This is a genomic window from Pseudomonas azotoformans, from assembly GCF_001579805.1.
Classification (GTDB): Bacteria; Pseudomonadota; Gammaproteobacteria; order Pseudomonadales; family Pseudomonadaceae; genus Aquipseudomonas; species Aquipseudomonas azotoformans_A.
Genome location: NZ_CP014546.1, coordinates 3,919,190 through 3,945,862, shown reverse-complemented (window position 1 = coordinate 3,945,862; position 26,673 = coordinate 3,919,190). Strand labels below are relative to the sequence as shown.

The window sequence follows — 26,673 nt, the reverse complement described above, 5'->3', positions numbered from 1 at the left end:
AGTTTAAACATATGATCACTATCCGATCATATGATCAGGCTGTTGGTTAAGCCTACCTAATAAGAAAATCAGCAAGAGGACACACCAATGGCCACGCCATTACTGCTCCAGGCTGAACAAGTTTCCAAAGCCTATGCCGGGGTCCCTGCCCTGCGCGACGGGCGTCTCTCCCTGCGGGCCGGCAGCGTGCACGCACTGTGCGGCGGCAATGGCGCCGGCAAATCGACCTTCCTCAGTATCCTCATGGGCATCACCCAGCGTGACGCCGGCACCATCCTGCTCAACGGCGAACCGGTGCAGTTCGACCGCCCCAGTGCGGCACTCGCCGCAGGCGTGGCGATGATCACCCAGGAACTGGAACCCATCCCCTACATGACCGTGGCCGAGAACATCTGGCTGGGTCGCGAGCCGCGCCGCGCTGGCTGCATCGTCGACAGCAAGGAACTGAACCGGCGCACCCGCGAATTGCTGCAAAGCCTGGAATTCGACGTCGACGCCACCAGCCCCATGCATCGCCTGAGCGTGGCGCAGATTCAGTTGGTGGAGATCGCCAAGGCCTTCAGCCATGACTGCCAGGTGATGATCATGGACGAACCCACTTCAGCCATCGGCGAGCGCGAAGCCGAAACCCTGTTCAAGGCGATCCGCCGCCTGACGGCGCGGGGCGCCGGCATCATCTACGTGTCCCACCGCCTCAGCGAATTGGCGCAGATCGCCGATGACTACAGCATCTTTCGCGACGGCGCCTTTGTGGAAAGCGGGCGCATGGCGGATATTGACCGCGCCCACCTGGTGCGCGGCATCGTCGGACAGGAGTTGCAACGCATCGACCACAAGGTCGGCCGCGAATGCGCCGCCACCACCTGCCTGGACGTCAGTGGCCTGAGCCGCGACGGCGAGTTCCAGGACATCAGCCTGCAACTGCGCCAGGGCGAAATCCTCGGCATCTACGGCCTGATGGGCTCGGGGCGCAGCGAATTCCTCAACTGCCTGTACGGCCTGACCCTGCCAGACGCCGGCAGCGCTACCCTGCAAGGCCAGCCGTTGCCGACCGGCACGCCGGCGGCGACGATTCGCGCCGGTATGTCATTGGTCACCGAAGACCGCAAAGACAGCGGCCTGGTGCTCAGTGGCAGCATCCTCGCCAACATTGCGTTGTCGGCCTATAAGCAGCTGTCGAGTTGGTCGGTGATCAATGCGCGCAAGGAAAACGCCCTGGCCCAGAGCATGGTCAAGCGTCTGCAGATCAAAGTCTCCTCGTTGGACCTGCCAGTGGAGTCCATGAGCGGCGGCAACCAACAGAAAGTCGTGCTCGCCAAATGCCTGTCGACGCAGCCGATCTGCCTGCTCTGCGACGAGCCCACGCGCGGCATCGACGAAGGCGCCAAGCAGGAGATCTATCACTTGCTGGATGAATTCGTGCGCGCCGGTGGCGCGGCCATCGTGGTTTCGTCCGAAGCCCCGGAGCTGCTGCACCTGAGTGATCGCATCGCCGTGTTCAAGGGCGGCCGGCTGGTGACCGTCAGCACCGACACCGCCCTTTCCCAGGAAGCCTTGTTGAGTCTTGCCTCATGAATAGCAAAGTCCTCCCCGCCCCCGTTACCGCCGCGCCGCGCAACCGCCTGCGCCTGTCCCTCGACCGTTTTGGCCTGCCGCTGGTGTTTATCCTGCTGTGCCTGGTAATGGCGTTTTCCAGCGAATACTTCATGACCTGGCGCAATTGGATGGACATCCTGCGCCAGACTTCCATCAACGGCATTCTCGCCGTGGGCATGACCTACGTGATCCTGACCAAGGGCATCGACCTGTCGGTGGGGTCGATCCTGGCGTTTGCCGGTTTGTGCAGCGCCTTGGTCGCGACCCAGGGCTTCGGCCTGCTGGCGGCGGTGAGTGCCGGGATGTTTGCCGGGGCCATGCTGGGCGTGGTCAACGGGTTCATGGTTGCCAATTTGAGCATTCCGCCCTTTGTCGCCACCCTCGGCATGCTCAGCGTGGCGCGGGGTATGACCTTTATCCTCAACGATGGCAGCCCGGTCACCGACCTGCCGGACAGTTTCCTGGCTATGGGTATCGGCAAGCTCGGCCCCATCGGCGTGCCGATCATTATCTTTGCGGTGGTCGCGCTGATCTTCTGGATGGTGCTGCGCTACACCACTTACGGTCGCTATGTGTATGCCGTGGGCGGCAATGAAAAAAGCGCGCGCACTTCCGGCATTGGCGTACGCAAGGTGACGTTTTCGGTGTATGTGATTTCGGGCGTGCTGGCGGGACTCGCGGGCGTGGTGCTGGCGGCGCGGACCACCTCGGCCCTGCCCCAGGCCGGCGTGTCGTATGAGCTGGACGCGATTGCCGCCGTGGTGATCGGCGGCACCAGCCTGTCCGGTGGCACCGGCAGCATCGTCGGCACCTTGTTTGGCGCGCTGCTGATCGGTGTGATCAACAACGGCTTGAACCTGCTCGGGGTGTCGTCGTATTACCAACAAGTGGCCAAGGGGTTGATCATCGTGCTTGCGGTGCTGATCGATGTCTGGCGTAAGAAAAAACGCTAAGTGGAGTGTGTGCAATGTCCAATTTCTGGAACCAGGCGTTCGACCTCACCGGCCGTTGCGCCGTGATCACCGGAGGCGCCGCCGGGATCGGCCTGGCCTGCGCGAGTTTGTTGGTGGAGCGCGGTGCGCGGGTGGTCCTGTTGGATCGTGACCCCGCGGTGGTCGAAGTGGCCGCCAGCCTCGGCACGGGGCATTTGGGCCTGGTGGCTGATTTGCGCCAGCTCGATTCGGTACAGGCTGCGATTGACGAGGCCCACGCCGGACTCGGGCGCATTGATTACCTGGTCAACAGCGCAGGTGTCGCGCTGTTGGACAAGGCCCTGGACGTCAGCGAAAACGCCTGGGACACCACCCTGGACATCAACCTCAAGGCCAGCTTCTTCGTGGCCCAGGCCTGTGCCCGGCATATGATCGAACAAGGCGGCGGGCGCATCGTCAACCTGGCCTCCCAAGCGGCGGTGATTGGCCTTGATCGCCATGTGGCCTACTGCGCCAGCAAGGCGGCAGTGGTCGGCATGACCAAAGTGCTGGCCATGGAATGGGCACCCCACGGCATCAACGTCAACGCCGTGTCGCCGACCATCGTCGAGACCGCCCTGGGTAAGAAGGCGTGGGCCGGCGAACTGGGTGAGAAGGCCAAATTGCAGATCCCGGTGGGGCGCTTCGCCCAGCCGGAAGAGATCGCCGGCCTGGTGCTTTATCTGGTCAGCGATGCGGCCAAGATGATCACCGGGGAAAACGTGGTGATCGACGGCGGCTACAGCATTCAGTAATCCGATTCCAGACAGATAAGAACAAGGAAACACCCTATGAATCGAGTCATCAACGATCCGGACCTGGTGGTCGAGGACATGCTCGCGGGCATCCTCCTGGCGCACCCGGAACTGGTGCAGTACGAGAGCAACCCACGGGTCATCGGTAAGCGTAAGACTTCACCGGCCGGCCAGGTGGGCATTGTCACGGGTGGCGGTTCGGGGCATGAGCCGGCGTTTCTGGGTTATGTGGGGCCAGGGCTGGTGGATGCGGTCGCCGTCGGCGAGATTTTCTCCTCGCCCACCGCCAAGAGTTTCTTCGATGCATTCCGCGCCGCTGACCAGGGCGCGGGGGTGGCGTGCCTGTACGGCAATTATGCCGGCGACAACATGAACGTGAAGCTGGCGATGAAAATGGCCGCCAGCAAAGACATGAACATTCGCACCGTGGTCGCCAATGACGACGTAGCCTCTGCCCCAGCTGCCGACATCGCCAAGCGTCGCGGCGTGGCCGGTGAGATTTTCATGTGGAAAGTCGGCGGTGCCGCCGCCGCCCAGGGCTACGACCTCGACGGCGTGATCCGTGTGGCGCAGAAGGCCGTGGACCATTGCCGTTCCATCGGCGTGGGCCTCACGCCCTGCACCATCCCGGCAGTGGGCAAGCCGAACTTCCAGATTGCCGATGGCCTGATGGAACTGGGCATCGGCCATCACGGCGAGCCCGGCATTGAAGTGGTGCCGGTGGAATCCGCCGCCGCCATGGCCGAACGCATGCTCGCGCCGATCCTGGCCGACCGCGACTTCACCCAAGATGAGAGCGTGGTGGTGCTGGTCTCCGGCCTGGGCGCTACGCCGGTGATGGAACTGTATATTTTCTACGCCGAGGTCGAGCGCCAACTGCGCACCAAGGGCCTGCGCATTCACCGCTGCTATGTGGGCAACTATTTCACGTCGCTGGAAATGATGGGCGTGACCCTGACCCTGCTCGGCCTCGACGCCGAACTGAGCAGCCTGATCGACCAACCCTGCCGCTCCATCGGCATGACCCAGTCGGAGTAGAGCATGAGCGAGCATTTCCCCAGCAACACCGGTAGCGCCATCGTCACCAACCTGGTGTCGATCATCGTCGCCAACCGCGAATACCTCAGCGAAGTGGACGGCGCCATCGGCGACGGCGACCACGGCATCAACATGGCCAAGGGGTTCTCACGCTGCGGCAAGACCCTCGAAGGCCGCGAGCTGTCTTTGGCCGAGGCACTGGACGAACTGACCCTGGCGCTGATGGAAGGCATCGGCGGCTCCATGGGCCCGCTCTACGGCAGCCTGTTCATCGGCATGGCCGACGAAGTGCGCGGCCGCGACAGCATTGACGCGGCGACCTTCGCCAAGCTGCTGCGCGGTGGTCTCACGTCCTTGCAGGACATCAGCGATGCCGGTGTGGGCGACAAATGCCTGATGGACACGCTGATCCCGGCGGTGGAAGCCTTTGAACAGGCCCAGGCCAGCGACGCGTCGTTCAGCGAGGCCTTGCGCCAGATGAAAAGCGCGGCCTCCCAGGGCCGTGATTCCACCCGCGACCTGGTGGCAAAAATCGGCCGCGCCAGCCGCCTCGGGGAACGTTCCCTCGGCGTACTGGATGCCGGCGCGGTGTCGTGCTGCCTGATCCTCACCGACCTCGCCGAATCGGTGGAGGCGCGGTTGGTTGCTTAGTTGGCAGCAGACTTCCCGTGGTGAGCGGGCTTTCCACAATAGCCCTGCCCACCACAAGGATGTGGTCGTCGTTAGCGACGCGTCGCATCATCCAGGGCAAGGATCGTGTAGGCATTCGACACGGTCGTCGCCAGGGTGTTGATCACCCCGGAGCGCAACGCGCCGAGGGTGGCCGCTGCCTTGGTGTTCTCGCTGGCAATCGCCACCACATCGGGAATACGCACCAGCTCCTGCACCGTCAAGCCGATCACCCTGCCCTGCATGGCGTTGACCGCCGGTTGGCCGTGGATGTCGATGAAGTCGTAGCCCATCATGTCGCCCACCGTACCGGACACACGGGCCTGGGCGATTTCCTGAGGTGAAAACCAGCCCATGCGCACCATGTTGCTGTTCTCGCTCATGTCGCCGATGCCGATCAAGGCAATATCGGCGCGGCGCGCGCGGTCGAGGGTGGAGCGCACGGTGTCGTTGTTGATCAACACGCTGCGCAGTTCCGGATTGGCCACCAGGGCCGGGGCGTACAGGGTTTCGCTCTCGGCGCCAAAACGCAGGGCCAGGCGCCGGCAGATATGGTCGGGGTTCATGTATTCGCCCGCCTTGAGCGAGCCGCCAATCGCACACACAAACGTGCAGTTGCGCGTCACCGGCAGGAACACATTCTCGGCCACCGCGCCGACGTTGCGGCCCATGCCAACGGCGATGATCATGCCGTCACTGAGGGTCTTGTTCAGGTAGTTGGCGACCAGGCTGGCCACGGCCGAGCGCTGGGTGTCAGGGTCGCCATGGTCCACCGCGATCAACGCGCGGTCCAGCTGGAAACGCTCGACCAGCGCCTGCTCCAGCTCCGTGTTCAACGCCGGATGCTGCAACACCCGCACCTCTACCACCCCTTCATCCCGGGCGCGCTTGAGCAGCCGGCTGACCTTGACCCGCGACAGGTCGAAGCGCTTGGCGATGGCTTCCTGGGTGATGTTGTCGAGGTAATAAAGCATGGCCACTTCGGTCATCAGGTCGATGTCGCTGGCGGCACGCTGGGCACTGTCGGTCATGGGAGCTTCCATTTACGCCACAAAAAACCATTCTCCCTAGTCTGTACGGTGCAAGTCCAGCGGCGAATGGGCCAAGTCGGCAAAGTTTCTAATGGGTCTGCTGGTATTCCCGTGGTGTGCAGCCGAACTCGCGACGGAACACCGTGTGCAGGTACTGCGCGGACTTGAAGCCGCATTGCTGGGCGATATCGGCAATCGCCAGGTGATCGTCCTCCAGCCCCTTGGCGGCACTGGCGAGTTTGAAGCGCAGGATCTCGTCATGCACGCTGCACCCGCGCACCTTGCGAAAATGCGCCTCCAGGGACGAACGGGACACGCCAACATAGGCCGCCACCTGGGCGGTCTTTATGCCCTGGCAGGCGTACTGGCGGATAAACAGCAGCGCCTGCATCACATAAGGATGACCCAAGGGTTGATGCAAGCTGGACGCCTGCACGTTGATCGCATCCGGCGGCACCAGCACCTGCGTGCCCGCGCAGGGCTTGCCGTGCAACATCTGATGCAACAGCGCAGCGGCGGTGCGGCCCATGGTTTCGGTGCCCTGGATCACCGAACTCAATGGCACCCGCGTGAGGGTACGGGTCAGCGGGTCGTTGTCGATGCCGATCAGCGCCACTTCTTCCGGCACAGCAATGCCGGCTGTCAGGCAGGCCTGCAGCAACTGCCGCGCGCGGGCGTCGGTGACGGCGATAATGCCGATGGGTTTGGGCAGGCTTTGCAGCCAGGCAATCTGTTGCTCGACGGCGCTGTCCCACAGCGGCGCACTGGTGCCGAGGCCGCGATAGATCTGCACGGGCAAGCCATCCCTTCGCAGTAAGCGCTTGAAGGCTTTTTCGCGCTCCTGCGCCCAGCGATTGGCCTGGGCTTCGGGTAGGCTGAAACAGGCAAACTGCGTCAGGCCGGCTTCGATCAAATGTTCATAGGCCAGTTTGATCAAGGCGTAGTTGTCCGTGGCCACGTAGGGAATGCCCTTGGGATAGGCCCGCACATCCTCATAGGAACCGCCCACCGCCACCACCGGCACCTTGCTCCCGGCCAGCGCCTCACCAATCAGCGGGTCGTCGAAGTCGGCAATGATGCCGTCGCCCTGCCAGCGCTCGATGCCCTTGAGGCGGCACAGGAAGTCTTCTTCGAGGAACAAGTCCCAGGACGCGCGGGTGCTGCTCAGGTAATTGCCGATGCCGGCGATGATGCCACGGTCATAGATTTTGCTGCCGTTGAACAGCAAGGCAATGCGGTGCACGGGCGGTAGGGTTTTCATTGTTTTTATCCTGGGGCCGGTCGAAACAGACTAGCCCCTGCTACGCAAAATCGCACTCTCCCTTGATGATTTTCATAATCGGCAGGCCCAACGCCGTTGCTAGTATCGAGCCACCGCCAAGAACAATAAGGAAAACGCCATGCCGTACTTCCCCGGTGTCGAGAAGGTTCGCTTCGAAGGCCCCCACAGCGATGCTTCCCTCGCCTTCCGCCACTACGACGCCAACAAGCTCATCCTCGGCAAACCCATGCGCGAACACCTGCGCATGGCCGCCTGTTATTGGCACACCTTCGTCTGGCCGGGGGCGGATATGTTTGGGGTGGGCACTTTCAAGCGGCCTTGGCAGCGCACTGGCGACCCGATGGAACTGGCCATCGGCAAGGCGGACGCCGCCTTCGAGTTTTTCTCCAAGCTGGGCATTGACTACTACAGCTTTCACGACACGGATGTCGCCCCCGAAGGCAGTTCGCTCAAGGAATACCGCCACCACTTCGCGCAGATGGTCGATCATCTGGAGCGGCATCAGGAACAGACCGGGATCAAGCTGCTGTGGGGCACCGCCAACTGCTTCAGCAACCCACGCTTTGCCGCCGGCGCCGCCAGCAATCCGGACCCGGAAGTGTTTGCCTACGCCGCCGCCCAGGTGTTTAGCGCGATGAACGCCACCCTGCGGCTCAAGGGTTCCAACTATGTGCTGTGGGGCGGCCGCGAGGGCTATGAAACCCTGCTCAACACCGACCTCAAGCGCGAGCGCGAACAGCTCGGGCGTTTCATGCGCATGGTGGTGGAGCACAAGCACAAGATCGGCTTCAAGGGCGACCTGCTGATCGAGCCCAAGCCCCAGGAACCGACCAAGCACCAATACGATTACGACAGCGCCACGGTGTTCGGCTTCCTGCATGAGTACGGGCTGGAACAGGAGATCAAGGTGAACATCGAGGCCAACCACGCGACCCTGGCCGGGCACAGTTTTCATCATGAGATTGCCACCGCCGTGTCCCTGGGGATCTTCGGCAGCATCGACGCCAACCGGGGCGACCCGCAGAACGGCTGGGACACCGACCAGTTCCCCAATAGCGTCGAGGAAATGACGCTCGCCACCTATGAAATCCTTAAAGCTGGCGGATTCAAAAATGGCGGCTATAACTTCGACTCCAAGGTGCGCCGCCAGAGCCTGGACGATGTGGACCTGTTCCACGGGCATGTGGCCGCCATGGATGTACTGGCCCTGGCACTGGAACGCGCGGCGGCGATGGTCGAGAACGACCGGCTGCAGCAATTCAAGGACCAGCGTTATGCCGGCTGGCAGCAGCCGTTGGGGCAGGCCGTGCTGGCGGGTGAGTTCAGCCTGGAATCACTGGCCGAGCACGCGTTTGCCCATGAGCTGAACCCGCAGGCGGTGAGTGGTCGGCAGGAGATGCTTGAGGGTGTTGTGAATCGCTTTATCTACCGGTGACCGTGTTTGTCTAGAGTCTTCCAACAACAATAAAAGGACGCACAACCATGAAACGTACACTCATCGCCACTGCCCTGGCCCTGCTCGCCTTGCCCGTCATGGCCGACTCAGCGCACCCGAAAATCGGCTTCTCCATCGACGACCTGCGCCTGGAACGCTGGTCCCGCGACCGCGACTACTTCGTTGCCGCCGCAGAAAAACTCGACGCAAAGGTCTTCGTGCAATCAGCCGATGCCAACGAGCAGAAGCAGATCTCGCAGATCGAAAACCTGATCTCCCGTGGCGTCGACGTGATCGTCATCGTGCCGTTCAATGCCACAGTGCTCACCAATGCCGTCGCCGAAGCCAAGAAAGCCGGAATCAAGGTGGTGTCCTATGACCGGCTGATTCTCAACGCGGACATCGACGCCTACATCTCCTTCGATAACGAAAAAGTCGGCGAGATGCAGGCCAGCGGCGTGTTGCAAGCGGCGCCCAAGGGCAACTATTTCCTGCTCGGCGGCGCGCCCACCGACAACAACGCCAAGGTGTTGCGCGAAGGCCAGATGAAGGTGTTGCAACCAGCCATCGACACGGGCGACATCAAGATCGTCGGCCAGCAGTGGGTCAAGGAATGGAACCCCATTGAAGCCCTGAGCATCGTCGAAAACGCCCTGACCCGGAACAACAACAAGATCGACGCCATCGTCGCCTCCAACGACGCCACTGCCGGCGGCGCGATCCAGGCCCTGGCCGCGCAGAAGCTGGCGGGCAAGGTGCCGATTTCCGGGCAAGACGCCGACCTCGCCGCAATCAAGCGCGTGATCGACGGCACGCAGACCATGACCGTGTACAAGCCGCTCAAACTGATCGCCACCGAAGCCGCCAGGCTCTCGGTGCAACTGGCGCGCAATGAGAAGCCCACCTACAGCTCGCAGTACGACAACGGCAGTAAAAAGGTCGACACCATCCTGCTGACCCCGACGCCATTGACCAAGGCGAACATCGACCTGTTGGAGAAGGACGGGTTCTATACCAAAGAGCAGATTGCCGGGCAGTGACCGCCATGGCCGACTACCTGTTGCAAATGAACGGCATCGTCAAACGCTTTGGCGGTGTCAACGCGCTAAACGGCATCGATATCCAGGTACGGCCGGGGGAATGCGTCGGCCTGTGCGGCGAGAACGGTGCGGGCAAATCCACCTTGATGAAGGTGCTGTCGGCGGTCTATCCCCACGGCACCTGGGAGGGCGAAGTCCTCTGGGACGGGCAGCCGCTCAAGGCCCATTCCATCAGTGAAACCGAGGCCGCGGGCATCGTGATCATCCACCAGGAACTGACCCTGGTGCCCGACCTGTCGGTGGCTGAAAACATCTTTATGGGCCACGAACTGACTCTGCCGGGTGGGCGCATGAACTACCCGGCCATGTTCCACCGCGCCGAAGCGCTGATGCGCGAGCTCAAGGTGCCGGACATGAACGTGGCACTGCCGGTGTCGCAATACGGCGGCGGCTACCAGCAACTGGTGGAAATCGCCAAGGCCCTGAACAAGCAGGCACGGCTGTTGATTCTCGACGAGCCCTCCTCGGCCCTGACCCGCTCGGAAATCGAGGTGCTGCTGGACATTATCCGTGGCCTCAAGGCCAAGGGCGTGGCCTGCGTGTACATCTCGCACAAGCTCGATGAAGTGGCGGCAGTCTGCGACACCATCGCGGTGATTCGCGACGGCAAGCACATCGCGACCACCGCCATGGCCGACATGGACATTGCGAAGATCATCACCCAGATGGTCGGCCGCGAGATGAGCAACCTCTACCCCACCGAGCCCCATGCGGTCGGCGAGGTGATGTTCGAAGCGCGCAACGTCACCTGTTATGACGTCGACAACCCCAAGCGCAAGCGCGTGGACGATGTGTCTTTTGTGCTCAAGCGCGGGGAAATCCTCGGCATTGCCGGGCTGGTCGGCGCCGGGCGGACGGAACTGGTGTCGGCACTGTTCGGTGCCTACCCTGGCCGCTACAGCTGCGAAGTGTGGCTGGACGGCCAGGTGATCGACACGCGCACGCCGCTCAAGTCGATCCGCGCCGGGCTGTGCATGGTGCCCGAGGATCGCAAGCGCCAGGGCATCATCCCCGATCTGGGCGTGGGCCAGAACATCACCCTGGCGGTGCTCGACACTTACGCCCACCTGACCCGCATCGATGCCGAAGCCGAACTGGGCAGCATCGACCAGCAGATCGCGCGCATGCACCTGAAAACCTCCAGCCCGTTTTTGCCGATCACCAGCCTCTCCGGCGGCAATCAGCAAAAAGCCGTGCTGGCGAAAATGCTGATGGCCAAGCCCAAGGTGCTGATCCTCGACGAACCCACACGCGGCGTCGACGTGGGCGCCAAGTATGAGATCTACAAGCTGATGGGCGCGCTGGCAGCCGAAGGCGTGGCGATCATCATGGTCTCCTCGGAGCTGGCCGAAGTGCTCGGCGTGTCCGACCGCGTGCTGGTGATCGGCGACGGCCAGTTGCGTGGTGACTTTATCAACGAGGGGCTCACCCAGGAACAGGTGCTCGCCGCCGCGCTCAGCCAACACAACAATAATGATCGGAAGACCGCGTAGATGAATCAGGTCAAACACCTTTTCACCCGCTACAAAATGCTCGCCCTGGTCATCGCCGTGGCGGTGATCTGGGTGTTTTTCAGCTGGCAGACCGAGGGGGGGTTCCTTACACCGCGCAACCTGTCCAACCTGCTGCGGCAGATGTCGATCACCGGGATCCTGGCGTGCGGCATGGTGCTGGTGATCATCAGCGGCGAGATCGACTTGTCGGTGGGGTCATTGCTCGGTTTGCTCGGCGGGTTGGCGGCGATCCTGGATGTGATTTATCACATACCATTGCTGGCCAACTTGAGTCTGGTGGCGCTGTGCGGGTTGATGATCGGGCTGGCCAACGGCTACATGACGGCCTATCTGCGCATCCCGTCATTCATTGTCGGCCTGGGTGGGATGCTGGCATTTCGCGGGATTCTGCTGGGGATTACCGGCGGCACCACCATTGCGCCGGTGTCGCCATCGTTGGTGTATGTGGGCCAGGGGTATTTGCCGCATTCGGTGGGTATCGGGCTGGGCGTGCTGTTGTTTGCGCTGACGGTTTTTTTGACCTGGAAACAGCGGCGCAACCGCGCGCTGCATGGCTTGGCGACGCATTCCCTGGTGCGTGACCTGGTGCGCGTGGCGGTAATCGGCGCCGTACTGGCCGGGTTCGTCTCGACCCTCAACAGCTATGATGGGATTCCCGTCCCCGTCTTGCTGCTGTTGGTGTTATTGGGCGTGTTCAGCTACGTCACCAGCCAGACCGTATTTGGCCGTCGCGTGTATGCGGTGGGCAGCAATATGGAAGCCACGCGTCTATCCGGCATCAACGTACAGGCGGTGAAGTTGTGGATCTTCGGCATCATGGGCGTGATGTGTGCACTCGCCGGTTTGGTCAACACGGCTCGTCTGGCGGCCGGCTCGCCGTCGGCGGGGAGCATGGGTGAGCTGGACGCCATCGCCGCGTGTTTTATTGGCGGCACATCAATGCGTGGCGGCTCGGGCACGGTGTATGGCGCGTTGCTCGGGGCGTTGGTGATCACCAGTCTGGACAATGGGATGTCGATGCTGGATGTGGACAGTTATTGGCAGATGATTGTGAAGGGCAGCATCCTGGTGCTGGCGGTGTGGGTGGATGTGAGCACGCGCACGGGCAGACGCTGACCGCCTCACTTGCCCAGCAACACCGCCCCGTCCCCGACCTGCCCCAACCGATCTCCCGGATTGCGCAGCGGGCAGTCATCCAGGGACAGGCACCCGCAGCCAATGCACCCGTCGAGTTGGTCGCGCAGTTGCGTGAGGCTGTTGATTCGCTCATTCAACATGTCTCGCCAACGCGTGGAAAGCCGCGTCCAGTCCTTGGCCGTCAGCGGTCGCCCCGACGGCAGTTCCTCCAGTGCAGCCTTGATGGTTGCCAATGGAATCCCCGCGCGCTGTGCCACCTTGATCACCGCAATGCGGCGCAGCACATCACGGTGGTAGCGCCGCTGATTACCTGGGCTGCGTTGACCCTGAATCAAACCCTTGGCTTCGTAAAAATGCACAGTCGCCACGGTCACCCCGCTACGCCGCGCCAACTCGCCTACCCCGAGGGGGATGTGCACATCGATTTTCGGTTCCATCGGCGGCTTGACCTCATCTATACATGAGGTCTTATAAAGAGTGTCGGCCTGCCCTGGCAAGCCTTCATTCCTTTGACATGGAGTCTCCATGAACACAACGCAAACCTCTCCCTCCAACTGGGCCGCCTTGCTGTCCGGTGCAAATGGCGTACGGTCACTGGCCCTGGCAGGCGGCGTGGTGCTGCATGCGATCAACGTCTACATCGCCACCACGATTCTGCCGTCAGTGGTCAAGGATATCGGCGGCATCGACTACTACGCGTGGAATACCACGCTGTTTGTCGCCGCCTCGATCCTCGGTTCAGCGTTGTCCGCGCGTTTGCTTGGTCGCCTGGGGCCGCGTGGTGCTTATCTGGTTGCCAGCCTGGTGTTCGCCGGCGGAGCCTTAGCGTGCGCGTTTGCGCCTTCCATGCCGGTGATGCTGGTCGGACGGCTGGTACAGGGTCTGGGCGGAGGGCTCTTGTTTGCGCTGTCCTACGCGATGATTCGCCTGGTATTCGACGAACCCTTGTGGCCACGCGCAATGGCGCTGGTCTCGGGGATGTGGGGGGTTGCGACGCTGGTCGGACCAGCGGTGGGCGGCGTGTTTGCCGAACTGGGCATCTGGCGGGCGGCATTCTGGTCGTTGATTCCGGTGGCCGGGTTGTTCGCCGTGCTGGCCGCGACCGTACTGCCTAGGCGCAGCACAGAGAGTGTTGAATCCACACCGTTGCCGCTCACTCAGTTGGGGCTGCTGACGGCAGCGGTACTGGCGGTGTCGGCCGGCAGTGTCTCTTCCACCCTGCCCCTGAACCTGTTGGGGCTCGCAGCGGCAGCAATGTTCACGGCGCTGCTGGTCTTCACAGAAAGCCGATCCCGCCATCGACTGCTGCCCGCTGGAGCCTTTCGGCTCACCACCGCGCTTGGCGCGCTGTACGCCACGATGTCGTTGTTGGCGGTCGCTGTGACCAGTGGCGAAATCTTTGTACCGCTGTTTCTTCAAGTCCTGCACCACCAATCACCGCTGGTGGCCGGTTATCTGGCAGCACTGATGGCGGCCGGCTGGACGCTGGGGTCAATCGCCAGCGCGGGAATGGCAGGCGCGAATGTTCGTCGCGCGATCCTGGCCGGGCCGATCCTGGGTGTTGTCGGCATGCTGGCGCTGGCTCTTTTAATGCCTCGCGAAAGCAATGGCGGTGCGCAGACGCTTACGCCGATTTGCCTGGCCCTTACCCTGATCGGCCTGGGAGTGGGCCTGGCCTGGCCGCACTTGCTGACCCGGGTATTCCAGGTGGCACCCGACGGCGAACAGGACCTGGCTTCTGCGTCGATTACCACGGTGCAACTGTTCGCCACCGCGTTTGGCGCAGCACTGGCGGGCATGGTAGCGAATATCGCGGGCCTGACTGAACCCGGCGGCATTGAAGGCACAGCAAGCGCTGCGGTGTGGTTGTTCGGGGTGTTTGCGCTGGCGCCGGTGATGGGTATTCTGATTGCCAGGCGGGTCGTTCAACCGATCGGTTAGCGGCCGTTGATGCTTGACAGCCGACTAAAAAATGTAACAGCTGCTTCGGTCTTCATTCTCATAGCGCCACGACTGGATAATGCCTTCACCCGAGACGAGCACGGAGTATCGACAGTCGCGGATCCAGGTCACGAAGTAGCGCTGGCTGTCGCCCTCCTTCACTACCTGGTCATAGACCTTTTTCTTGTTGACCGGGGACCAATAGGAATCGCCACAGCCACGGCTGCAATCGTCATAGAGGTGGGCATCGAAGCGTGTGCCGACAAACGCGTTCCTGACGCCCGTCCATGCCGAGTGAGACGGCGCACAGCCCGCCAGTAACGTGGCCAACAAGGCGATACCCATGATTGTTTTCAAAGCGTTCTCAACCGAGCATTTCCCTATTGATTGACTTGACTGTGTTCGCTCGCTGGGTGAGCGTGCCAAGTTCCTCTGAGTAGAGCAAGCGAAGTCAAGACTTGTGCCCGTTCCTGACGCAAATGTGGGAGCTGGCTTGCCTGCGATTGCGGTGTATCAGAACCAAAAAGGTTGACTGACACTCCGCTATCGCGGGCAAGCCCGCTCCCACAGTTGACCGCGTACTGGCTTGAGTTATTTGGAGACGGGCATGGCAAATTCGGCGCCTTGCTCGATGCTCTCCGACCAGCGCTGCATGATCGACTTCTGCTTGGTGTAGAAGCGCACGCCTTCGGTGCCATACGCGTGCATGTCGCCAAACAGGCTCTTCTTCCAGCCACCGAAGCCATGCCAGGCCATCGGCACCGGGATTGGCACGTTGATGCCCACCATGCCCACCTCAATCCGCCGCGCAAATTCACGGGCGATGTTGCCGTCACGGGTGAAGCAGCTGACGCCGTTGCCGAACTCGTGATCGTTGACCAGCTTGATCGCCTCGGCAAAGTCATTCACACGCACACAGGCCAGCACCGGACCAAAGATTTCTTCGCGGTAGATGCTCATTTCTTGGGTCACATGGTCGAACAGCGTCGCGCCCAGCCAGAAGCCGTTTTCCAGGCCCGCTTCGGTGGGCACGTAGTCACGCCCATCCAGCAGTAATTGGGCACCGGCCTGTACGCCTTGCTCGATGTAGCCGCTGATACGCTCCAACGCTGCGCGGGACACAATCGGGCCCATCTCGGCTTTCAAATCACGGCCGTCGGTGATGCGCAGTTGCTTGGCGCGTTCGGTCAGGGCGGCGATGACTTTATCGCCCACATCGCCTACCAGCACGGCGACGGAAATCGCCATGCAGCGCTCGCCAGCACTACCGTAGGCGGCGCCCATCAGGGCGTCGACGGTTTTTTCGATATCGGCGTCGGGCATCACCACCATGTGGTTTTTTGCGCCGCCCAAACCTTGCACGCGTTTGCCGTTGCGGGCGCCGGTTTCGTAGATGTATTGGGCAATCGGCGTGGAGCCGACAAAGCTCACGGCCTTGACGTCCGGGTGTTCGATCAGCGCATCCACCGACTCCTTGTCGCCCTGAACCACGTTGAACACGCCTTTGGGCAGGCCGGCTTCACGCAGTAGTTCGGCCATGAACAGCGAGGCGCTTGGGTCGGTCGGGCTTGGCTTGAGGATGAAGGTGTTGCCCGCCGCGATGGCGATCGGGTACATCCACATCGGCACCATCACCGGGAAGTTGAACGGCGTGACACCGGCCACAACGCCCAGGGGCTGGCGCATCGTCCAGTTGTCCATGCCACGGGAAACCTGGTCGGAATGCTCACCCTTGAGCAGGTTGGGAATGCCACAGGCGAACTCGAGAATGTCGATGCCCCGGTCGACTTCGCCCTGGGCGTCGGTGAAGACCTTGCCGTGCTCAGCGACAATGATGCGTGCCAGGTCGTCCTTGCGTTCGCGCAGCAGGTGCAGGTATTCGAACAGCACGCGGGCGCGGCGGATTGGCGGCGTATCGGCCCAACCGGCAAACGCGGCTTGGGCGGCGGCAACGGCTTCGGACACGGTCTGGCGGCTGGCCAGGGCGACGCGGCCGGTCTTTTCGCCGGTGGCGGGATTGAAGACGTCCTGATAACGATCATCGCGGGAAACGCGCTGGTCGTTGATGTAATGCTCGATTGTCGTTGTCATGGCAGTAGATCCCAGGTGGGTAGCGTTGGGGATCACGATAGGCTTTCGCTTTGTTCCAAACCAGAGCAGAATCCAGAACTTATTGTCCACATACGCGAACAATCTACTCATGGAAAAGGCTGAAATCGAAGGGCTTTGGACTCACATCCACTGGCTGTCAGTGCTGGAGGAACAAGGCACCTACACCGCCGCCGCCGCACGCCTGGGCGTGAGCAAGTCCGCCGTGAGCCAGCGTATTTCCGACCTGGAAAAGGCCACCGGCACGCGGCTGGTGACGCGCACCACGCGCAGTGTGCGGCTGACCGATGCGGGGCTGTCGTTGACTCGCGAAGTGCGCAGCGCTTATGAACAGATCGCCCGCAGTTTTTCGTCGGTGCGCGACTCGGTCGGGGAGATTCGTGGATTGGTGCGGCTGACGGCACCGGTGGCGTTTGCCCGTCAGCAACTGGTGCCGCATCTGTCGGAATTTTTGCAGCAGTACCCGCAGGTGCGTATCCAGTTGGACGTGTCGGATGCCTTGAGTTCACTGGCCGCCGAAGGCTACGACCTGGCCGTGCGCCACGGTTTCCAAGTGCCGGAAACCCATGTGGCCTGGAAGCTGTGTGACACCGGCTCGGTACTGGTCGCCACCCAGGATTACCTGCAACGCCACGGCGAGCCGCGCGAACCTGGCGATCTTTCTACACATAACTGCCTGTTCTACCCACGCGGCACCGACCAGCCCGCCTGGACCTTCGAGCGCGGCACTAAAAACGTCGAACGCCTCACCGTGCCCATTGCCGGCAGCTTCGCCACCAACAACAGCGAAGCCCTGCGCGATTCGGCGCTCAATCATCTGGGCATCGCTCTGCTTCCGGACTTCAGCGCCCATGCCGCGCTATCCAGCGGCAAGCTGGTGCAGGTGCTCAAGGGCTGGACCCTCAAGGGCGCGTTTGCCGATGAGATCTACCTGATCCGACCGTATTCGCCGCATGTGCCGAAGGCGGTGAGTGTGTTGGTGGGGTTTCTTAAAGAAAAGCTGTCAAAGGGGTTCAGGTTTGTCGGTTGAGCCCTAGCCTATTAATAGGGCATCGTCATCAGGTTCTGGGGTTGAAAACCATAACTTTGCAGAAACGTGGTAATCGCTGAAATCTGCCCAGTTGTCAGCGTAGGGGTAAGCGACAGAATATTAACCACTTGCACTCCCCCAGCAAAACAGTGCCACTCGACCAGTGTCGTGAGATCTGCCCAGATAAACCGTGTTGGAATATCTGTCCCGCCAAAATTATCCGGAGCAGACCCTGGGCTTGCGTAGACGATATTGATTTTTAGATCAGTAGCGACCGCATTCAAAGGAACGGGCTGTAGAAAATACCCTCTGCCGAACGGGGGCTGATCGTAGACGTCGACTTTGCCCAAGGCAAAAAAAGGCAATGCAAGCAGGTACGGAAACGTCACCCTAGGTTTAGTGGCCAAGAGTTGAGCTGGGGTTGTCGCGGGCACGCCTGCATTCATTTTCTGATGAACCCAGCGGTAGTAGGCCTGGTTACCAAACGGCAAATAGACCCTGAAGAGCTGAGGCAATCCTAGTAGTGTATTGAACAGTGCGGCCGGGTATTGAAGAGGAGGAGGATTGGTGCACGGGCCGTCGCTGATACTCGGATCATTCCAAGCAAGAGGCTGTGCAGATGCCGATGAGGCCACGGCAGCGCAAACCAGTCCGGCGATTAACGTTTTGATTTTCATTTTTTATCCCTGCGCTTGCCCATCTCCAATGGTGTTGAAGTTAACGGATCGGTGAGGCGCCGAGACCTGTTAGAACTGACAGCTACTTATACTTTTTCGTAATCACCGTGCAGACAAACTTTATCCATACCCACTTTCAGCAAACGACTTGAAGAACGTTAAAACCATCAAATGGCTCCAGCAAACTCACTAAAAGTGGATCTTCTTGAAGGGCCAATTCGGCCGTAGCATTCTCTTGCGGCCACAACACTCCAGGCCGTGGCAGCGTCATCTCAAGGGCTCCCTAGTGGGGAGTGTTGATCATCATGAACTGGAACATCGTCCCCTCCACCGCCTTTCAAACCACCGCTGCGGTGATGTCCGCCATTGCCCTGCTTGGCTGCCAACCGCCCACACGGGCTGACTTCATCAAGTACCCGTCGTTACAGCAACGCTGGTCGATGATCTGCGACCCGCGCAGCAACATTGCCGAGGCAAATGTGGAAGGCTGCGAGAATTTCCATGCGTGGCAAACAGCAAGCCAAGGGCCGGTACTGGGTAATCTGATGAATCAGAACCTGGGCAAGTAAGACGCCAGCTTTTTTCTCGAAGGATATTGCTCAGCAGAACTAAAAGTCCATAATGGACAAATTAGTTTATCTGCGGAGACACCGATGTCCAGCACACCTCATGTGATCCATCACGCCCAGGCCCGCGAGCTGCTCAGCCAGATCGATGTACCGCAGATCCTGCGCAAGCTGTTCCGCGACCTCGCGAACGAGCAAGCGGTGCAGCCAGCGCAGCAACGGGTGGAGTTCCCGCAAGCCGCAGGCGACTTCATCAACTACCTGGGTGTATTGGCCGAAGATGGGGTGTACGGGGTCAAGACCTCGCCCTATATCGTGCGTGAGCAAGGCCCTCTGGTGACGGCATGGACCTTGCTGATGTCGATGCAGACCGGCCAGCCCCTGTTGCTATGCGATGCAGCCGAACTGACCACGGCACGCACGGCCGCGACCACGGCGCTGGCAGTGGACGCATTGGCGCCGTTATCCGCGCGACGCCTGGCGATCATCGGCAGTGGCAAGGTGGCCCAGGCGCACCTGCAGTATGTAAAAGGTTTCAGGGATTGGCAGAGCATCAACGTGTATTCGCCCAGCCTGGCCAACGCATCCGCCGAGGCCATCGCGCAGCTCAAGGGCCTGGACCCACGTGTGGTCATCGCCAACAGTTGCGCGGCGGCAGTGGAAGGCGCCGATGTGATCCTGCTGTGCACGTCGTCAGCCGGGCCGGTGCTCGATCCGACGCATTTGAGCAAACCGGCGCTGATCACCTCGATCAGCACCAACGCCCCTCGCGCCCATGAAGTGCCGCCACACAGTCTCAACACGATGCAGGTATTCTGCGACTATCGCCGCACCACCCCTGGCGCGGCCGGTGAAATGCTGATCGCCGCCGAACAGTACGGTTGGGACCCGCGCACCGTGGCCGGTGACCTACCCGAATTGCTCAGCGAACAGGTACAGCGCCCGACCTACGACCGCCACGTGTTCTTCCGCTCCATCGGCCTGGGCCTGGAAGACATCGCCCTGGCCAATGCCCTCTGGAGACAGCTATGAACCCTGCAGACTTCATCATCATCGGCGGCGGCATTGCCGGCGCGTCCACGGGTTTCTGGTTGTCGCAGCACGGCAAGGTGTTGGTGCTGGAGCGCGAAAGCCACCCGGCCTATCACTCCACCGGGCGTTCAGCGGCGCTGTATACCGCCGCGTATGGCACCCCGCAGGTGCGTGCGCTGACCCTGGCCAGTCGTGAGTTTTTCGACCACCCGCCCAGCGGTTTCTGCGAACACCCACTGCTGACGCCACGCGGCGAGTTGACGGTGGATTTCATCGGCGATGCGGCCGAGCTGAACGCCCAGTACCTGAGCGCCAAGGCCACTGTGGCGCAGGTGCAATTGCTCAGCGCCGACGAAGCCTGTGGGAAGCTGCCGATCTTGCGCCGCGAAAAAGTCCACGGTGCGCTGTATGACCCCACCGCCAGCGACATCGACACCGACGCCCTGCACCAAGGCTACCTGCGTGGCATCCGCCGCAACGGCGGTGAGGTTCGCACCGACAGTCATGTGCTCGGCTTGAGCCGCGACGCCGACGGCATCTGGCACGTGCAAACCCAGGATTCAACCTGCACCGCCCCCATCATCATCAACGCCGCTGGCGCCTGGGCCGACCACATCGGCGGGCTCGCCGGCGCCGCGTCCATCGGCTTGCAGCCCAAGCGGCGCTCGGCGTTCATCTTCGCCGGCCCCGAAGGCGTCGACAGCCACCACTGGCCAATGCTGGTGGCGCTGGACGAATCCTTCTACATGAAACCCGACGCCGGCATGTTCCTCGGCTCACCGGCTAACGCCGACCCGGTCGAACCCCAGGATATCCAGCCCGAAGAACTGGACATCGCCATGGGCATCTACCAGATCGAAGAAGCCACCACCCTGACCATCCGCCGCCCGACCCGCACCTGGGCCGGCCTGCGCAGTTTTGTACACGACGGTGATTTGCTCTCGGGGTTTGACCCGATGATACCGGGCCTGTTTTGGGTCGCGGCACAAGGCGGCTATGGCATCCAGACCTCACCGGCCATGGGCCAGGCCAGTGCGGCCTTGGTACGCGGCGCGCCGCTGCCGGAGGCACTGACGCGGTTCGGCCTCGACGCTGGTATGCTCTCCCCTGCCCGCCTGGAGCCCCATTGATGAACACCGCTGAACAAGACAAGGTCATGCAGAACTTCCGCGCGATGGCCGACGCCATCGCCACGCTGTTCTTCCCCCACGCCGAAGCGGTGCTGCACGACCTGCGCTCGCAAAAAGTCGATTACATCGCCAACAACCTGTCCAAGCGCAGCATCGGCGATGACTCGGCGCTGGAGGACATGCTCGACGCTGACGTCAGCGAAGTGAACATCGGCCCGTACGAAAAGCTCAACTGGGACGGTCAGAAAATCCGCAGCCTGAGCACCGTGCTGCACGACCACAAAGGTCGTCGCCTGGCGGTGCTGTGCATCAACCTGAATATTTCATTGTTCGAAAACGCCAAGGCGGCGCTGGACCTGTTCCTGTCTCCGAGCAAACTGATCCCGCAACCGGACTCGCTGTTTCGCGATGACTGGCAGGAGCGCATCAATACCTTCCTGCATGCGTGGATGCGCGAGCGCCAGTTGAGCCTGAACCTGCTGACCCGTGACCACAAGCGCGAGCTGGTGCTGGCGCTGCATGCCGAGGGGGCGTTCAAGGGCAAGAGCGCGTCGAACTATGTGGCCAATGTGCTGGGCATGGGGCGGGCGACGGTCTACAAGCATTTGAAAGAATTGAAGGGATAACGTGAGCGGGCAAGCCCGCTCGCCACAAGGGTTCGAATATGTTGTGCGACAGCGCTAGTCGCCGTAGATATCAGACTTGAAGTACTGCTGCGAAATCTTCTGGTATTCACCACTGGAACGAATGCCATCGATGGCCGCATTCAACTCGCCCACCAACGCCGTATTGCCCTTGCGCACCGCAATCCCGGCGCCCTCACCCACGTATTTCGGGTCTTTGAGTTCCGGGCCGACAAACGCGTAACCCTTGCCGCGCGGCATCTGCAGGAAGTCGTTCAGGGGAATGGTGTCGGCAAAAATCGCATCCAGGCGGCCGGCCGCCAGGTCCATGTAGATCTCTTCGTTATTGCTGTAGCGCTTGACGTTGATGCCCTTGGGTTCGAACACCTCGGTGGCATACCGGTCGGTGGTGGTGGCGCGCTGCACGCCGATGGTCTTGCCCTTGAGGCTGGCGTATTGGTCATCCACCACGGCGCCGTCCTTCATCACCAAACGCGATGAGGTGAAGTAGTACTTGTGGGTGAAATCCACCGACTTCTTGCGGTCTTCGTTGATGGTCATGGACGACAGGGCCATGTCGATTTTCTTCACCTTGAGGGAAGGAATCAGACCGTCGAACTCACCTTCTACCCACACACACTTGACCTTCATCTGCGCGCACAGCGCATTGCCGATGTCGTAGTCGAAGCCGACGATCTTGCCTTCCTGCGTCTTGGACGCAAATGGTGGGTAAGCGGCCTCGATGCCAATGCGCAGGGTTTTCTCGGCGGCCATCAAATGGCTGGATGCAAGTAGGCCTAGGGCCAGTGCGGTGATAAGGGAGCGCTTCTTCATGGGGATGTTCTCGCAAGTTGTTGTTGGTTTGGCAAGCCTGAAGAAAGAGATGAAGCCAGTTTTTGTACTTATAATTCCATATTGGACTTTTACGTTTTTATCGTCAATCACCCTGCTTGGCGGTTCAACACCCATGACTTTTTTGCACAACGCAACGGTGTTTTTGAGCGTTCTGCTCTGATTTCTGCGTGCCTATACTCGGTCCAGCTTCTCGGTTCAGCCGAGGCAAAGTCCCACAACAATAATTAAGGACAGCCACCATGACCCAGCCTTTCCTGGCCGCTCGGGATTTTCTGCTCGCTCACCGCACCGACTACGCCACTGCCGTACGGGATTTCCGCTGGCCGCAACTGGGCGAATTCAACTGGGCCTTGGACTATTTCGACGCGATGGCCGAGGGCAATGCGGCGGATGCGCTGTGGATCGTCGAGGAAGACGGCAGCGAGCAACGCTACAGCTTCCAGCAACTGGCGACGCGCTCCAACCAGGTGGCCAACCACCTGCGCGCCCTCGGCGTGCGCCGGGGTGATCGCGTGCTGCTGATGCTCGGCAATGACGTGGCGTTGTGGGACACCATGCTCGCCGCGTTCAAGCTTGGCGCGGTGGTCATCCCCGCCACAGCGTTGCTGAACCCCGATGACCTGCGTGATCGCATTGAGCGCGGGCAGGTACGTCACCTGGTGGTGGGTGAAGCGCATGTGCACAAGTTCGCCGGGCTGGCGGACGGTTGCAGCCGCGTCTGCGTGGGAGCTGCACCTACCGGTTGGGTCGCGCACAACGCGGCCTTTGAGCACTCCGAGCAGTTCGAGGCCGAAGGCCGCACCCTGGCCACCGACCCGATGTTGCTGTACTTCACCTCCGGCACCACGTCCAAGCCAAAGATGGTGCTGCACAGCCACCAGAGCTACCCCGTCGGGCACCTGTCGACCATGTACTGGATCGGCCTGCAACCGGGCGACCTGCACCTGAATATCTCGTCACCGGGCTGGGCCAAACATGCCTGGAGTTGCCTGTTCGCCCCGTGGAATGCCGGCGCGTGCATCTTTATCCATAACGTCGCACGGTTCAGCGCGCCGGCCCTGCTCAGTGCCTTGGAACGCTACGGCGTGACCAGCCTGTGCGCGCCGCCCACGGTATGGCGCATGCTGATCCAGGAGGACCTCGCCAGCTACAAATCACGCTTGAGCCTGCGCGAATTGGTCGGCGCCGGCGAGCCGCTGAACCCGGAAATCATCGAACAGATCCAGCATGCCTGGGGCCTGCCGTTGCGTGATGGCTTCGGCCAATCGGAAACCACTGCGCTGGTGGGCAACACGCCCGGACAGTTGCTCAAGCCTGGTTCCATGGGTCGCCCGTTGCCGGGTTATCAGGTTGCGCTGCTCGACCCGGACGGCAATCCCGGCAACGAAGGCGAAGTCGCCCTGCCCCTCGACGTGCGCCCGCTCGGCCTGATGCTCTGCTATGAAGACAGCCCGGAGAAAACCGCCGAGGTCATGCGTGACGGCTACTACCGCACCGGCGACACCGCGCAGATCGACGCCGACGGCTACATCACCTTCGTCGGTCGCGCCGACGATGTGTTCAAGGCCTCCGACTACCGCATCAGCCCGTTCGAGCTGGAAAGTGCCTTGATCGAACACCCGGCGGTCATGGAAGTGGCCGTGGTGCCGAGTCCCGACCCGTTACGCTTGGCGGTGCCCAAGGCGTTTCTGATCCTGGCCCACGACGAACCGGGCAGCCATGAACTGGCCCGGCATATCCTTGCCTTCGCCCGCGAAAACCTCGCCCCCTACAAACGGGTGCGACGTATCGAATTCGTCACCGAACTGCCCAAGACCATCTCCGGGAAAATCCGCCGCGTGGAGCTGCGGCAGATGGAGGTGGTGCGACGCCAAAGCGACACGCGGGGTGAACAGGAGTATTTCGAAGAGGATTTTGCCTGACCGGTCAGAAGTCCACCGTGGCCGACAGCTGCAAAGTGCGCGGATAGCCTGGCGAAAACGCGCCATACGACGCCACGCCCGACCAGTACTCACGGTCAAACACGTTCTGCACGGTCGCGCGGAAGGTGGTTGGCCGGCCTTCGATCTTGGTCGCATAGCGCGCGCCGGCATCGATGCGCGTCCACGAATCGAGTTCCTGTGTATTGGCCTGGTTGACGTACTGGCTGTCGGTGTAGATCGCACCGCCGGTGAGGGTAAAGCCTTCCAGCCACGGTGTGTCCCACTCGGCCCAGAGGTTGGCCTGGATATCCGGCACGCCCACCGGTTTGTTGCCACGGTTGGCGGCGGTCGCGGACTGAGTCAGCTCACCGTCGAGGAAGGTCACGCCGCCCATCAAACGGGTGCCGGGCGCCACTTCGCCGAACATACTCAGTTCGACGCCACGGTTACGCTGTTCGGCCTGCACTGAATACACGCCGTTGGCACCCAATTCGCCGCTGGGCTTTTCAATCTGGAACAGCGCCACGGTGGTCATGAAGGTGCCGTGTTCGTACTTCACGCCCACTTCGTGTTGCTTGGATTCATAGGGTGCAAACGTCTCGCCGGCATTCGCCGCCGTGCCGGGGGCGATATCACCTTTGCTCAAGCCCTCGACATAGTTGTAGTAGAGCGACACATCCTCCCAGGGCTTGACCACCACCCCCACCAACGGCGTGGTGGCGTTGTCTTTGTAGCGCGAGCTGACCACGCCGTTTGCACTGTAGTTGCGCGACTCGATGTCCTGGCGGCGCACGCCCAACGTCAGTTGGATACGGTCATCCAGAATCCCCAAGGTGTCGGTCAGCGCCACGCCGGACAGTTCCGATTCGGAGATGCGCAGCACCTTCGGCGTGTTGATCGATTGTTTGGGCGTGTCCACCGGGTGGTAGATATTGGAGCGGATCTCCGTGCCGTTGGTGATGCCCCGTGACAGTTCATCCTGGTAACGGGTCGCCATCAATGTGGTGGTATGGGTCACTGGCCCCGTGGCGAACAGCCCGCGCAAGCCCACTTCAGCGGTCGAGCGGTCGACGTTGAATTTGTAGTAGCCCGGGATATTGCTGGTATCGCCGGCCTCGTTGAGGATGCGCGGCACCTGGTCGGACTTGCGCTTCACATCCGATTTACCGCCACCGGCATGGGCGAACACGGTCAGGTTGTCGTTGAGGTCGTATTCGCCGCCGAGCAAGGCCGATTGCTCCTTGGTATCGGACCAACCCCATTTCTGCGGCAGGCTGGTGCGGCCATTCGGCGCGGACGGCACTTCCACTCCTGGCGCAATGGTGAAGGGCCGCGAGGCGCCCTCCCAACTTTCCTTCTGGCTGATGTAGTCGAGGTTCAGGCGCAGGCGTTCGCCACGATAATCCAGGGCAATGGCGCCGATACCGACGTCGCGGTTCTGGTTGTCCACGGCGGTATCGCCGCCCTGCAGGCTGCCGTTGAAACGCACGCCAAACTGGTTTTCGTCACCGAAACGCCGGCTGATATCCAGGTGACCGCCCACTTGTGTGTCCGAAGCGTAGCTGCCGGTGAAGCGTGTCAGATCCTGGTCCAGCGGGCGTTTGGGCACAATGTTGATCACCCCGCCGACGCCGCTATTCGGTGAAATACCGTACATCAACGCGCCCGGTCCCTTGAGCACTTCAACGCGCTCAGCGTACTCGGTAAACGCCCGGTAGTTGGGTGCCACGCCGTACACGCCGTCGTAGGCCAACTCACCCAAGTTGCCCTCGCCGATGGCGAAGCCCCGGATGAAAAAGGAGTCGACGATACCGCCAGTCTGGCCGGTTGAGCGCACCGAAGGATCACGTTCCAGGGCATCGGCCACGGTCACCGTTTGCAGGTCGGCCAGGGTCTTGGCGGTGTAGCTGGTGACGCTGAACGGCGTGTCCATCACGTCCTTGTTGCCCAGCATGCCCAAACGCGCGCCACGGGCGACCTGGCCACCGGCGAGCACCTCCGGCAAGTCGGTAGGGCCGTGGTAAACGGCGTTGACGTTCGTCGCGTCAAGGGTCAGGCTTTGCGCGCTGTCGTCGGTCGACGCCTGGGTGGCAGCCCAGGTGTTGGTGCTGGCGGCGGCGAGCATCAGGGCAGTACGGACAGCGAGGGTTAACCGGCTGGCAACGAGCATGGCATCAGGGTCCTTTCATCGTGAGAAATGAGCATTACTCCTGATGCCAGCCGACGCGGGAAAAAGTATCAGCATCCCGCGCGTTTTTTA

The 26,673-nt window shown here is 61.5% G+C and carries 25 protein-coding genes; 17 read left to right on the top strand and 8 right to left on the bottom strand.

Annotated features, from left to right (window positions below):
- Window positions 1-87 precede the first annotated feature (87 nt).
- Genes AYR47_RS18470 through dhaL form a run of 5 tightly spaced genes read left to right on the top strand, consistent with a single transcriptional unit; the run spans window position 88 to window position 5,011 of the window.
- A complete protein-coding gene (locus tag AYR47_RS18470) occupies window positions 88-1,575 on the top strand; it encodes a sugar ABC transporter ATP-binding protein (RefSeq protein WP_061436231.1) in 1,488 nt (495 codons plus the stop codon).
- The gene (locus AYR47_RS18465) at window positions 1,572-2,549 is read left to right on the top strand and encodes an ABC transporter permease (RefSeq protein ID WP_061436230.1); all 978 of its coding nucleotides are present in this window, start codon (window positions 1,572-1,574) and stop codon (window positions 2,547-2,549) included. The genes AYR47_RS18470 and AYR47_RS18465 overlap by 4 nt, the downstream gene beginning before the upstream one ends.
- A gap of 14 nt (window positions 2,550-2,563) precedes the next feature.
- A complete protein-coding gene (locus tag AYR47_RS18460; RefSeq protein ID WP_061436228.1) occupies window positions 2,564-3,322 on the top strand; it encodes an SDR family oxidoreductase in 759 nt (252 codons plus the stop codon).
- Between the two features lie 36 nt (window positions 3,323-3,358).
- The gene (locus AYR47_RS18455) at window positions 3,359-4,360 is read left to right on the top strand and encodes a dihydroxyacetone kinase subunit DhaK (protein ID WP_061436226.1); all 1,002 of its coding nucleotides are present in this window, start codon (window positions 3,359-3,361) and stop codon (window positions 4,358-4,360) included.
- Window positions 4,361-4,363: 3 nt separating this feature from the next.
- Complete coding sequence (gene dhaL, locus AYR47_RS18450; protein ID WP_061436225.1) at window positions 4,364-5,011, top strand: dihydroxyacetone kinase subunit DhaL; 648 nt, start codon at window positions 4,364-4,366, stop codon at window positions 5,009-5,011.
- A 71-nt stretch (window positions 5,012-5,082) separates the two neighbouring features.
- Here dhaL and AYR47_RS18445 read toward each other — a convergent pair whose 3' ends face one another.
- Complete coding sequence (locus AYR47_RS18445) at window positions 5,083-6,060, bottom strand: sugar-binding transcriptional regulator (protein WP_033903113.1); 978 nt, start codon at window positions 6,058-6,060, stop codon at window positions 5,083-5,085.
- An 88-nt stretch (window positions 6,061-6,148) separates the two neighbouring features.
- Complete coding sequence (locus tag AYR47_RS18440; protein WP_061436223.1) at window positions 6,149-7,321, bottom strand: XylR family transcriptional regulator; 1,173 nt, start codon at window positions 7,319-7,321, stop codon at window positions 6,149-6,151.
- Between the two features lie 139 nt (window positions 7,322-7,460).
- Here AYR47_RS18440 and xylA point away from each other — a divergent pair, with 139 nt between their 5' ends.
- Genes xylA through AYR47_RS18420 form a run of 4 tightly spaced genes read left to right on the top strand, consistent with a single transcriptional unit; the run spans window position 7,461 to window position 12,507 of the window.
- Entirely contained in the window at window positions 7,461-8,777 is a 1,317-nt protein-coding gene (gene xylA, locus AYR47_RS18435; protein ID WP_061436221.1) for a xylose isomerase, read from the top strand.
- 47 nt (window positions 8,778-8,824) lie between these two features.
- Window positions 8,825-9,817, top strand: coding sequence for a D-xylose ABC transporter substrate-binding protein (gene xylF, locus AYR47_RS18430; RefSeq protein ID WP_061436220.1), 993 nt, complete (start codon window positions 8,825-8,827; stop codon window positions 9,815-9,817).
- A gap of 5 nt (window positions 9,818-9,822) precedes the next feature.
- A complete protein-coding gene (xylG, locus tag AYR47_RS18425; protein ID WP_208603905.1) occupies window positions 9,823-11,370 on the top strand; it encodes a D-xylose ABC transporter ATP-binding protein in 1,548 nt (515 codons plus the stop codon).
- Window positions 11,371-12,507: a sugar ABC transporter permease gene (locus AYR47_RS18420; protein ID WP_061436216.1), complete on the top strand. Its 1,137-nt coding sequence runs from the start codon at window positions 11,371-11,373 to the stop codon at window positions 12,505-12,507. It begins immediately after the preceding gene.
- Window positions 12,508-12,512: 5 nt separating this feature from the next.
- On the opposite strand, the gene soxR is transcribed toward AYR47_RS18420, so the two are convergent.
- Window positions 12,513-12,965, bottom strand: coding sequence for a redox-sensitive transcriptional activator SoxR (gene soxR / locus AYR47_RS18415; protein ID WP_033903107.1), 453 nt, complete (start codon window positions 12,963-12,965; stop codon window positions 12,513-12,515).
- An 88-nt stretch (window positions 12,966-13,053) separates the two neighbouring features.
- Here soxR and AYR47_RS18410 point away from each other — a divergent pair, with 88 nt between their 5' ends.
- Entirely contained in the window at window positions 13,054-14,469 is a 1,416-nt protein-coding gene (locus tag AYR47_RS18410; protein WP_061436215.1) for an MFS transporter, read from the top strand.
- Window positions 14,470-14,493: 24 nt separating this feature from the next.
- On the opposite strand, the gene AYR47_RS18405 is transcribed toward AYR47_RS18410, so the two are convergent.
- On the bottom strand, window positions 14,494-14,814 hold the full coding sequence (locus AYR47_RS18405; RefSeq protein ID WP_051422265.1) for a hypothetical protein: 321 nt from the start codon (window positions 14,812-14,814) through the stop codon (window positions 14,494-14,496).
- A gap of 246 nt (window positions 14,815-15,060) precedes the next feature.
- Window positions 15,061-16,560, bottom strand: a complete 1,500-nt coding sequence (locus tag AYR47_RS18400; protein WP_038844213.1) for a CoA-acylating methylmalonate-semialdehyde dehydrogenase — start codon at window positions 16,558-16,560, stop codon at window positions 15,061-15,063.
- Window positions 16,561-16,669: 109 nt separating this feature from the next.
- On the opposite strand from AYR47_RS18400, the gene AYR47_RS18395 reads away from it, so the two are divergent.
- Window positions 16,670-17,608: a LysR family transcriptional regulator gene (locus AYR47_RS18395; protein WP_061436213.1), complete on the top strand. Its 939-nt coding sequence runs from the start codon at window positions 16,670-16,672 to the stop codon at window positions 17,606-17,608.
- An 11-nt stretch (window positions 17,609-17,619) separates the two neighbouring features.
- Here the strand turns inward: AYR47_RS18395 and AYR47_RS18390 are convergent, their stop codons facing one another.
- On the bottom strand, window positions 17,620-18,285 hold the full coding sequence (locus AYR47_RS18390) for a hypothetical protein (RefSeq protein ID WP_061436211.1): 666 nt from the start codon (window positions 18,283-18,285) through the stop codon (window positions 17,620-17,622).
- Window positions 18,286-18,590: 305 nt separating this feature from the next.
- Between AYR47_RS18390 and AYR47_RS18385 the strand changes: the two genes are divergently transcribed.
- The 4 genes from AYR47_RS18385 to AYR47_RS18370 all read left to right on the top strand — a co-directional run bounded on the left by AYR47_RS18385 (window position 18,591) and on the right by AYR47_RS18370 (window position 21,639).
- Window positions 18,591-18,854 carry a hypothetical protein gene (locus tag AYR47_RS18385; protein WP_218174485.1) on the top strand — a complete coding sequence of 88 codons (264 nt, stop codon included), beginning with the start codon at window positions 18,591-18,593 and terminating at the stop codon, window positions 18,852-18,854.
- 84 nt (window positions 18,855-18,938) lie between these two features.
- Window positions 18,939-19,883 (top strand): ornithine cyclodeaminase family protein, encoded by a 945-nt coding sequence (locus AYR47_RS18380; RefSeq protein WP_033903102.1) that lies wholly within the window; start codon window positions 18,939-18,941, stop codon window positions 19,881-19,883.
- Entirely contained in the window at window positions 19,880-21,013 is a 1,134-nt protein-coding gene (locus AYR47_RS18375; RefSeq protein WP_061436209.1) for an NAD(P)/FAD-dependent oxidoreductase, read from the top strand. Before AYR47_RS18380 ends, AYR47_RS18375 begins: the two co-directional genes overlap by 4 nt.
- A complete protein-coding gene (locus AYR47_RS18370) occupies window positions 21,013-21,639 on the top strand; it encodes a helix-turn-helix transcriptional regulator (RefSeq protein WP_016978348.1) in 627 nt (208 codons plus the stop codon). Before AYR47_RS18375 ends, AYR47_RS18370 begins: the two co-directional genes overlap by 1 nt.
- A gap of 54 nt (window positions 21,640-21,693) precedes the next feature.
- Here AYR47_RS18370 and AYR47_RS18365 read toward each other — a convergent pair whose 3' ends face one another.
- Entirely contained in the window at window positions 21,694-22,470 is a 777-nt protein-coding gene (locus tag AYR47_RS18365) for an ABC transporter substrate-binding protein (protein WP_061436207.1), read from the bottom strand.
- On the opposite strand from AYR47_RS18365, the gene AYR47_RS18360 reads away from it, so the two are divergent.
- Window positions 22,469-22,651: a hypothetical protein gene (locus AYR47_RS18360; RefSeq protein WP_061436205.1), complete on the top strand. Its 183-nt coding sequence runs from the start codon at window positions 22,469-22,471 to the stop codon at window positions 22,649-22,651. The genes AYR47_RS18365 and AYR47_RS18360 overlap by 2 nt on opposite strands.
- A 79-nt stretch (window positions 22,652-22,730) precedes the next feature.
- Window positions 22,731-24,413 carry an AMP-binding protein gene (locus tag AYR47_RS18355; RefSeq protein WP_061436203.1) on the top strand — a complete coding sequence of 561 codons (1,683 nt, stop codon included), beginning with the start codon at window positions 22,731-22,733 and terminating at the stop codon, window positions 24,411-24,413.
- A gap of 4 nt (window positions 24,414-24,417) precedes the next feature.
- Here AYR47_RS18355 and AYR47_RS18350 read toward each other — a convergent pair whose 3' ends face one another.
- On the bottom strand, window positions 24,418-26,583 hold the full coding sequence (locus AYR47_RS18350) for a TonB-dependent receptor (RefSeq protein ID WP_061436202.1): 2,166 nt from the start codon (window positions 26,581-26,583) through the stop codon (window positions 24,418-24,420).
- Window positions 26,584-26,673: the final 90 nt, after the last annotated feature.

Coding starts and splice junctions, on each gene's coding strand:
- AYR47_RS18470 (WP_061436231.1), top strand. CDS start 88: ATGGCCACGCCATTACTGCTCCAGGCTGAACAAGTTTCCAAAGCCTAT.
- AYR47_RS18465 (WP_061436230.1), top strand. CDS start 1,572: ATGAATAGCAAAGTCCTCCCCGCCCCCGTTACCGCCGCGCCGCGCAAC.
- AYR47_RS18460 (WP_061436228.1), top strand. CDS start 2,564: ATGTCCAATTTCTGGAACCAGGCGTTCGACCTCACCGGCCGTTGCGCC.
- AYR47_RS18455 (WP_061436226.1), top strand. CDS start 3,359: ATGAATCGAGTCATCAACGATCCGGACCTGGTGGTCGAGGACATGCTC.
- dhaL (WP_061436225.1), top strand. CDS start 4,364: ATGAGCGAGCATTTCCCCAGCAACACCGGTAGCGCCATCGTCACCAAC.
- AYR47_RS18445 (WP_033903113.1), bottom strand. CDS start 6,060: ATGACCGACAGTGCCCAGCGTGCCGCCAGCGACATCGACCTGATGACC.
- AYR47_RS18440 (WP_061436223.1), bottom strand. CDS start 7,321: ATGAAAACCCTACCGCCCGTGCACCGCATTGCCTTGCTGTTCAACGGC.
- xylA (WP_061436221.1), top strand. CDS start 7,461: ATGCCGTACTTCCCCGGTGTCGAGAAGGTTCGCTTCGAAGGCCCCCAC.
- xylF (WP_061436220.1), top strand. CDS start 8,825: ATGAAACGTACACTCATCGCCACTGCCCTGGCCCTGCTCGCCTTGCCC.
- xylG (WP_208603905.1), top strand. CDS start 9,823: ATGGCCGACTACCTGTTGCAAATGAACGGCATCGTCAAACGCTTTGGC.
- AYR47_RS18420 (WP_061436216.1), top strand. CDS start 11,371: ATGAATCAGGTCAAACACCTTTTCACCCGCTACAAAATGCTCGCCCTG.
- soxR (WP_033903107.1), bottom strand. CDS start 12,965: ATGGAACCGAAAATCGATGTGCACATCCCCCTCGGGGTAGGCGAGTTG.
- AYR47_RS18410 (WP_061436215.1), top strand. CDS start 13,054: ATGAACACAACGCAAACCTCTCCCTCCAACTGGGCCGCCTTGCTGTCC.
- AYR47_RS18405 (WP_051422265.1), bottom strand. CDS start 14,814: ATGGGTATCGCCTTGTTGGCCACGTTACTGGCGGGCTGTGCGCCGTCT.
- AYR47_RS18400 (WP_038844213.1), bottom strand. CDS start 16,560: ATGACAACGACAATCGAGCATTACATCAACGACCAGCGCGTTTCCCGC.
- AYR47_RS18395 (WP_061436213.1), top strand. CDS start 16,670: ATGGAAAAGGCTGAAATCGAAGGGCTTTGGACTCACATCCACTGGCTG.
- AYR47_RS18390 (WP_061436211.1), bottom strand. CDS start 18,285: ATGAAAATCAAAACGTTAATCGCCGGACTGGTTTGCGCTGCCGTGGCC.
- AYR47_RS18385 (WP_218174485.1), top strand. CDS start 18,591: ATGAACTGGAACATCGTCCCCTCCACCGCCTTTCAAACCACCGCTGCG.
- AYR47_RS18380 (WP_033903102.1), top strand. CDS start 18,939: ATGTCCAGCACACCTCATGTGATCCATCACGCCCAGGCCCGCGAGCTG.
- AYR47_RS18375 (WP_061436209.1), top strand. CDS start 19,880: ATGAACCCTGCAGACTTCATCATCATCGGCGGCGGCATTGCCGGCGCG.
- AYR47_RS18370 (WP_016978348.1), top strand. CDS start 21,013: ATGAACACCGCTGAACAAGACAAGGTCATGCAGAACTTCCGCGCGATG.
- AYR47_RS18360 (WP_061436205.1), top strand. CDS start 22,469: ATGGGGATGTTCTCGCAAGTTGTTGTTGGTTTGGCAAGCCTGAAGAAA.
- AYR47_RS18365 (WP_061436207.1), bottom strand. CDS start 22,470: ATGAAGAAGCGCTCCCTTATCACCGCACTGGCCCTAGGCCTACTTGCA.
- AYR47_RS18355 (WP_061436203.1), top strand. CDS start 22,731: ATGACCCAGCCTTTCCTGGCCGCTCGGGATTTTCTGCTCGCTCACCGC.
- AYR47_RS18350 (WP_061436202.1), bottom strand. CDS start 26,583: ATGCTCGTTGCCAGCCGGTTAACCCTCGCTGTCCGTACTGCCCTGATG.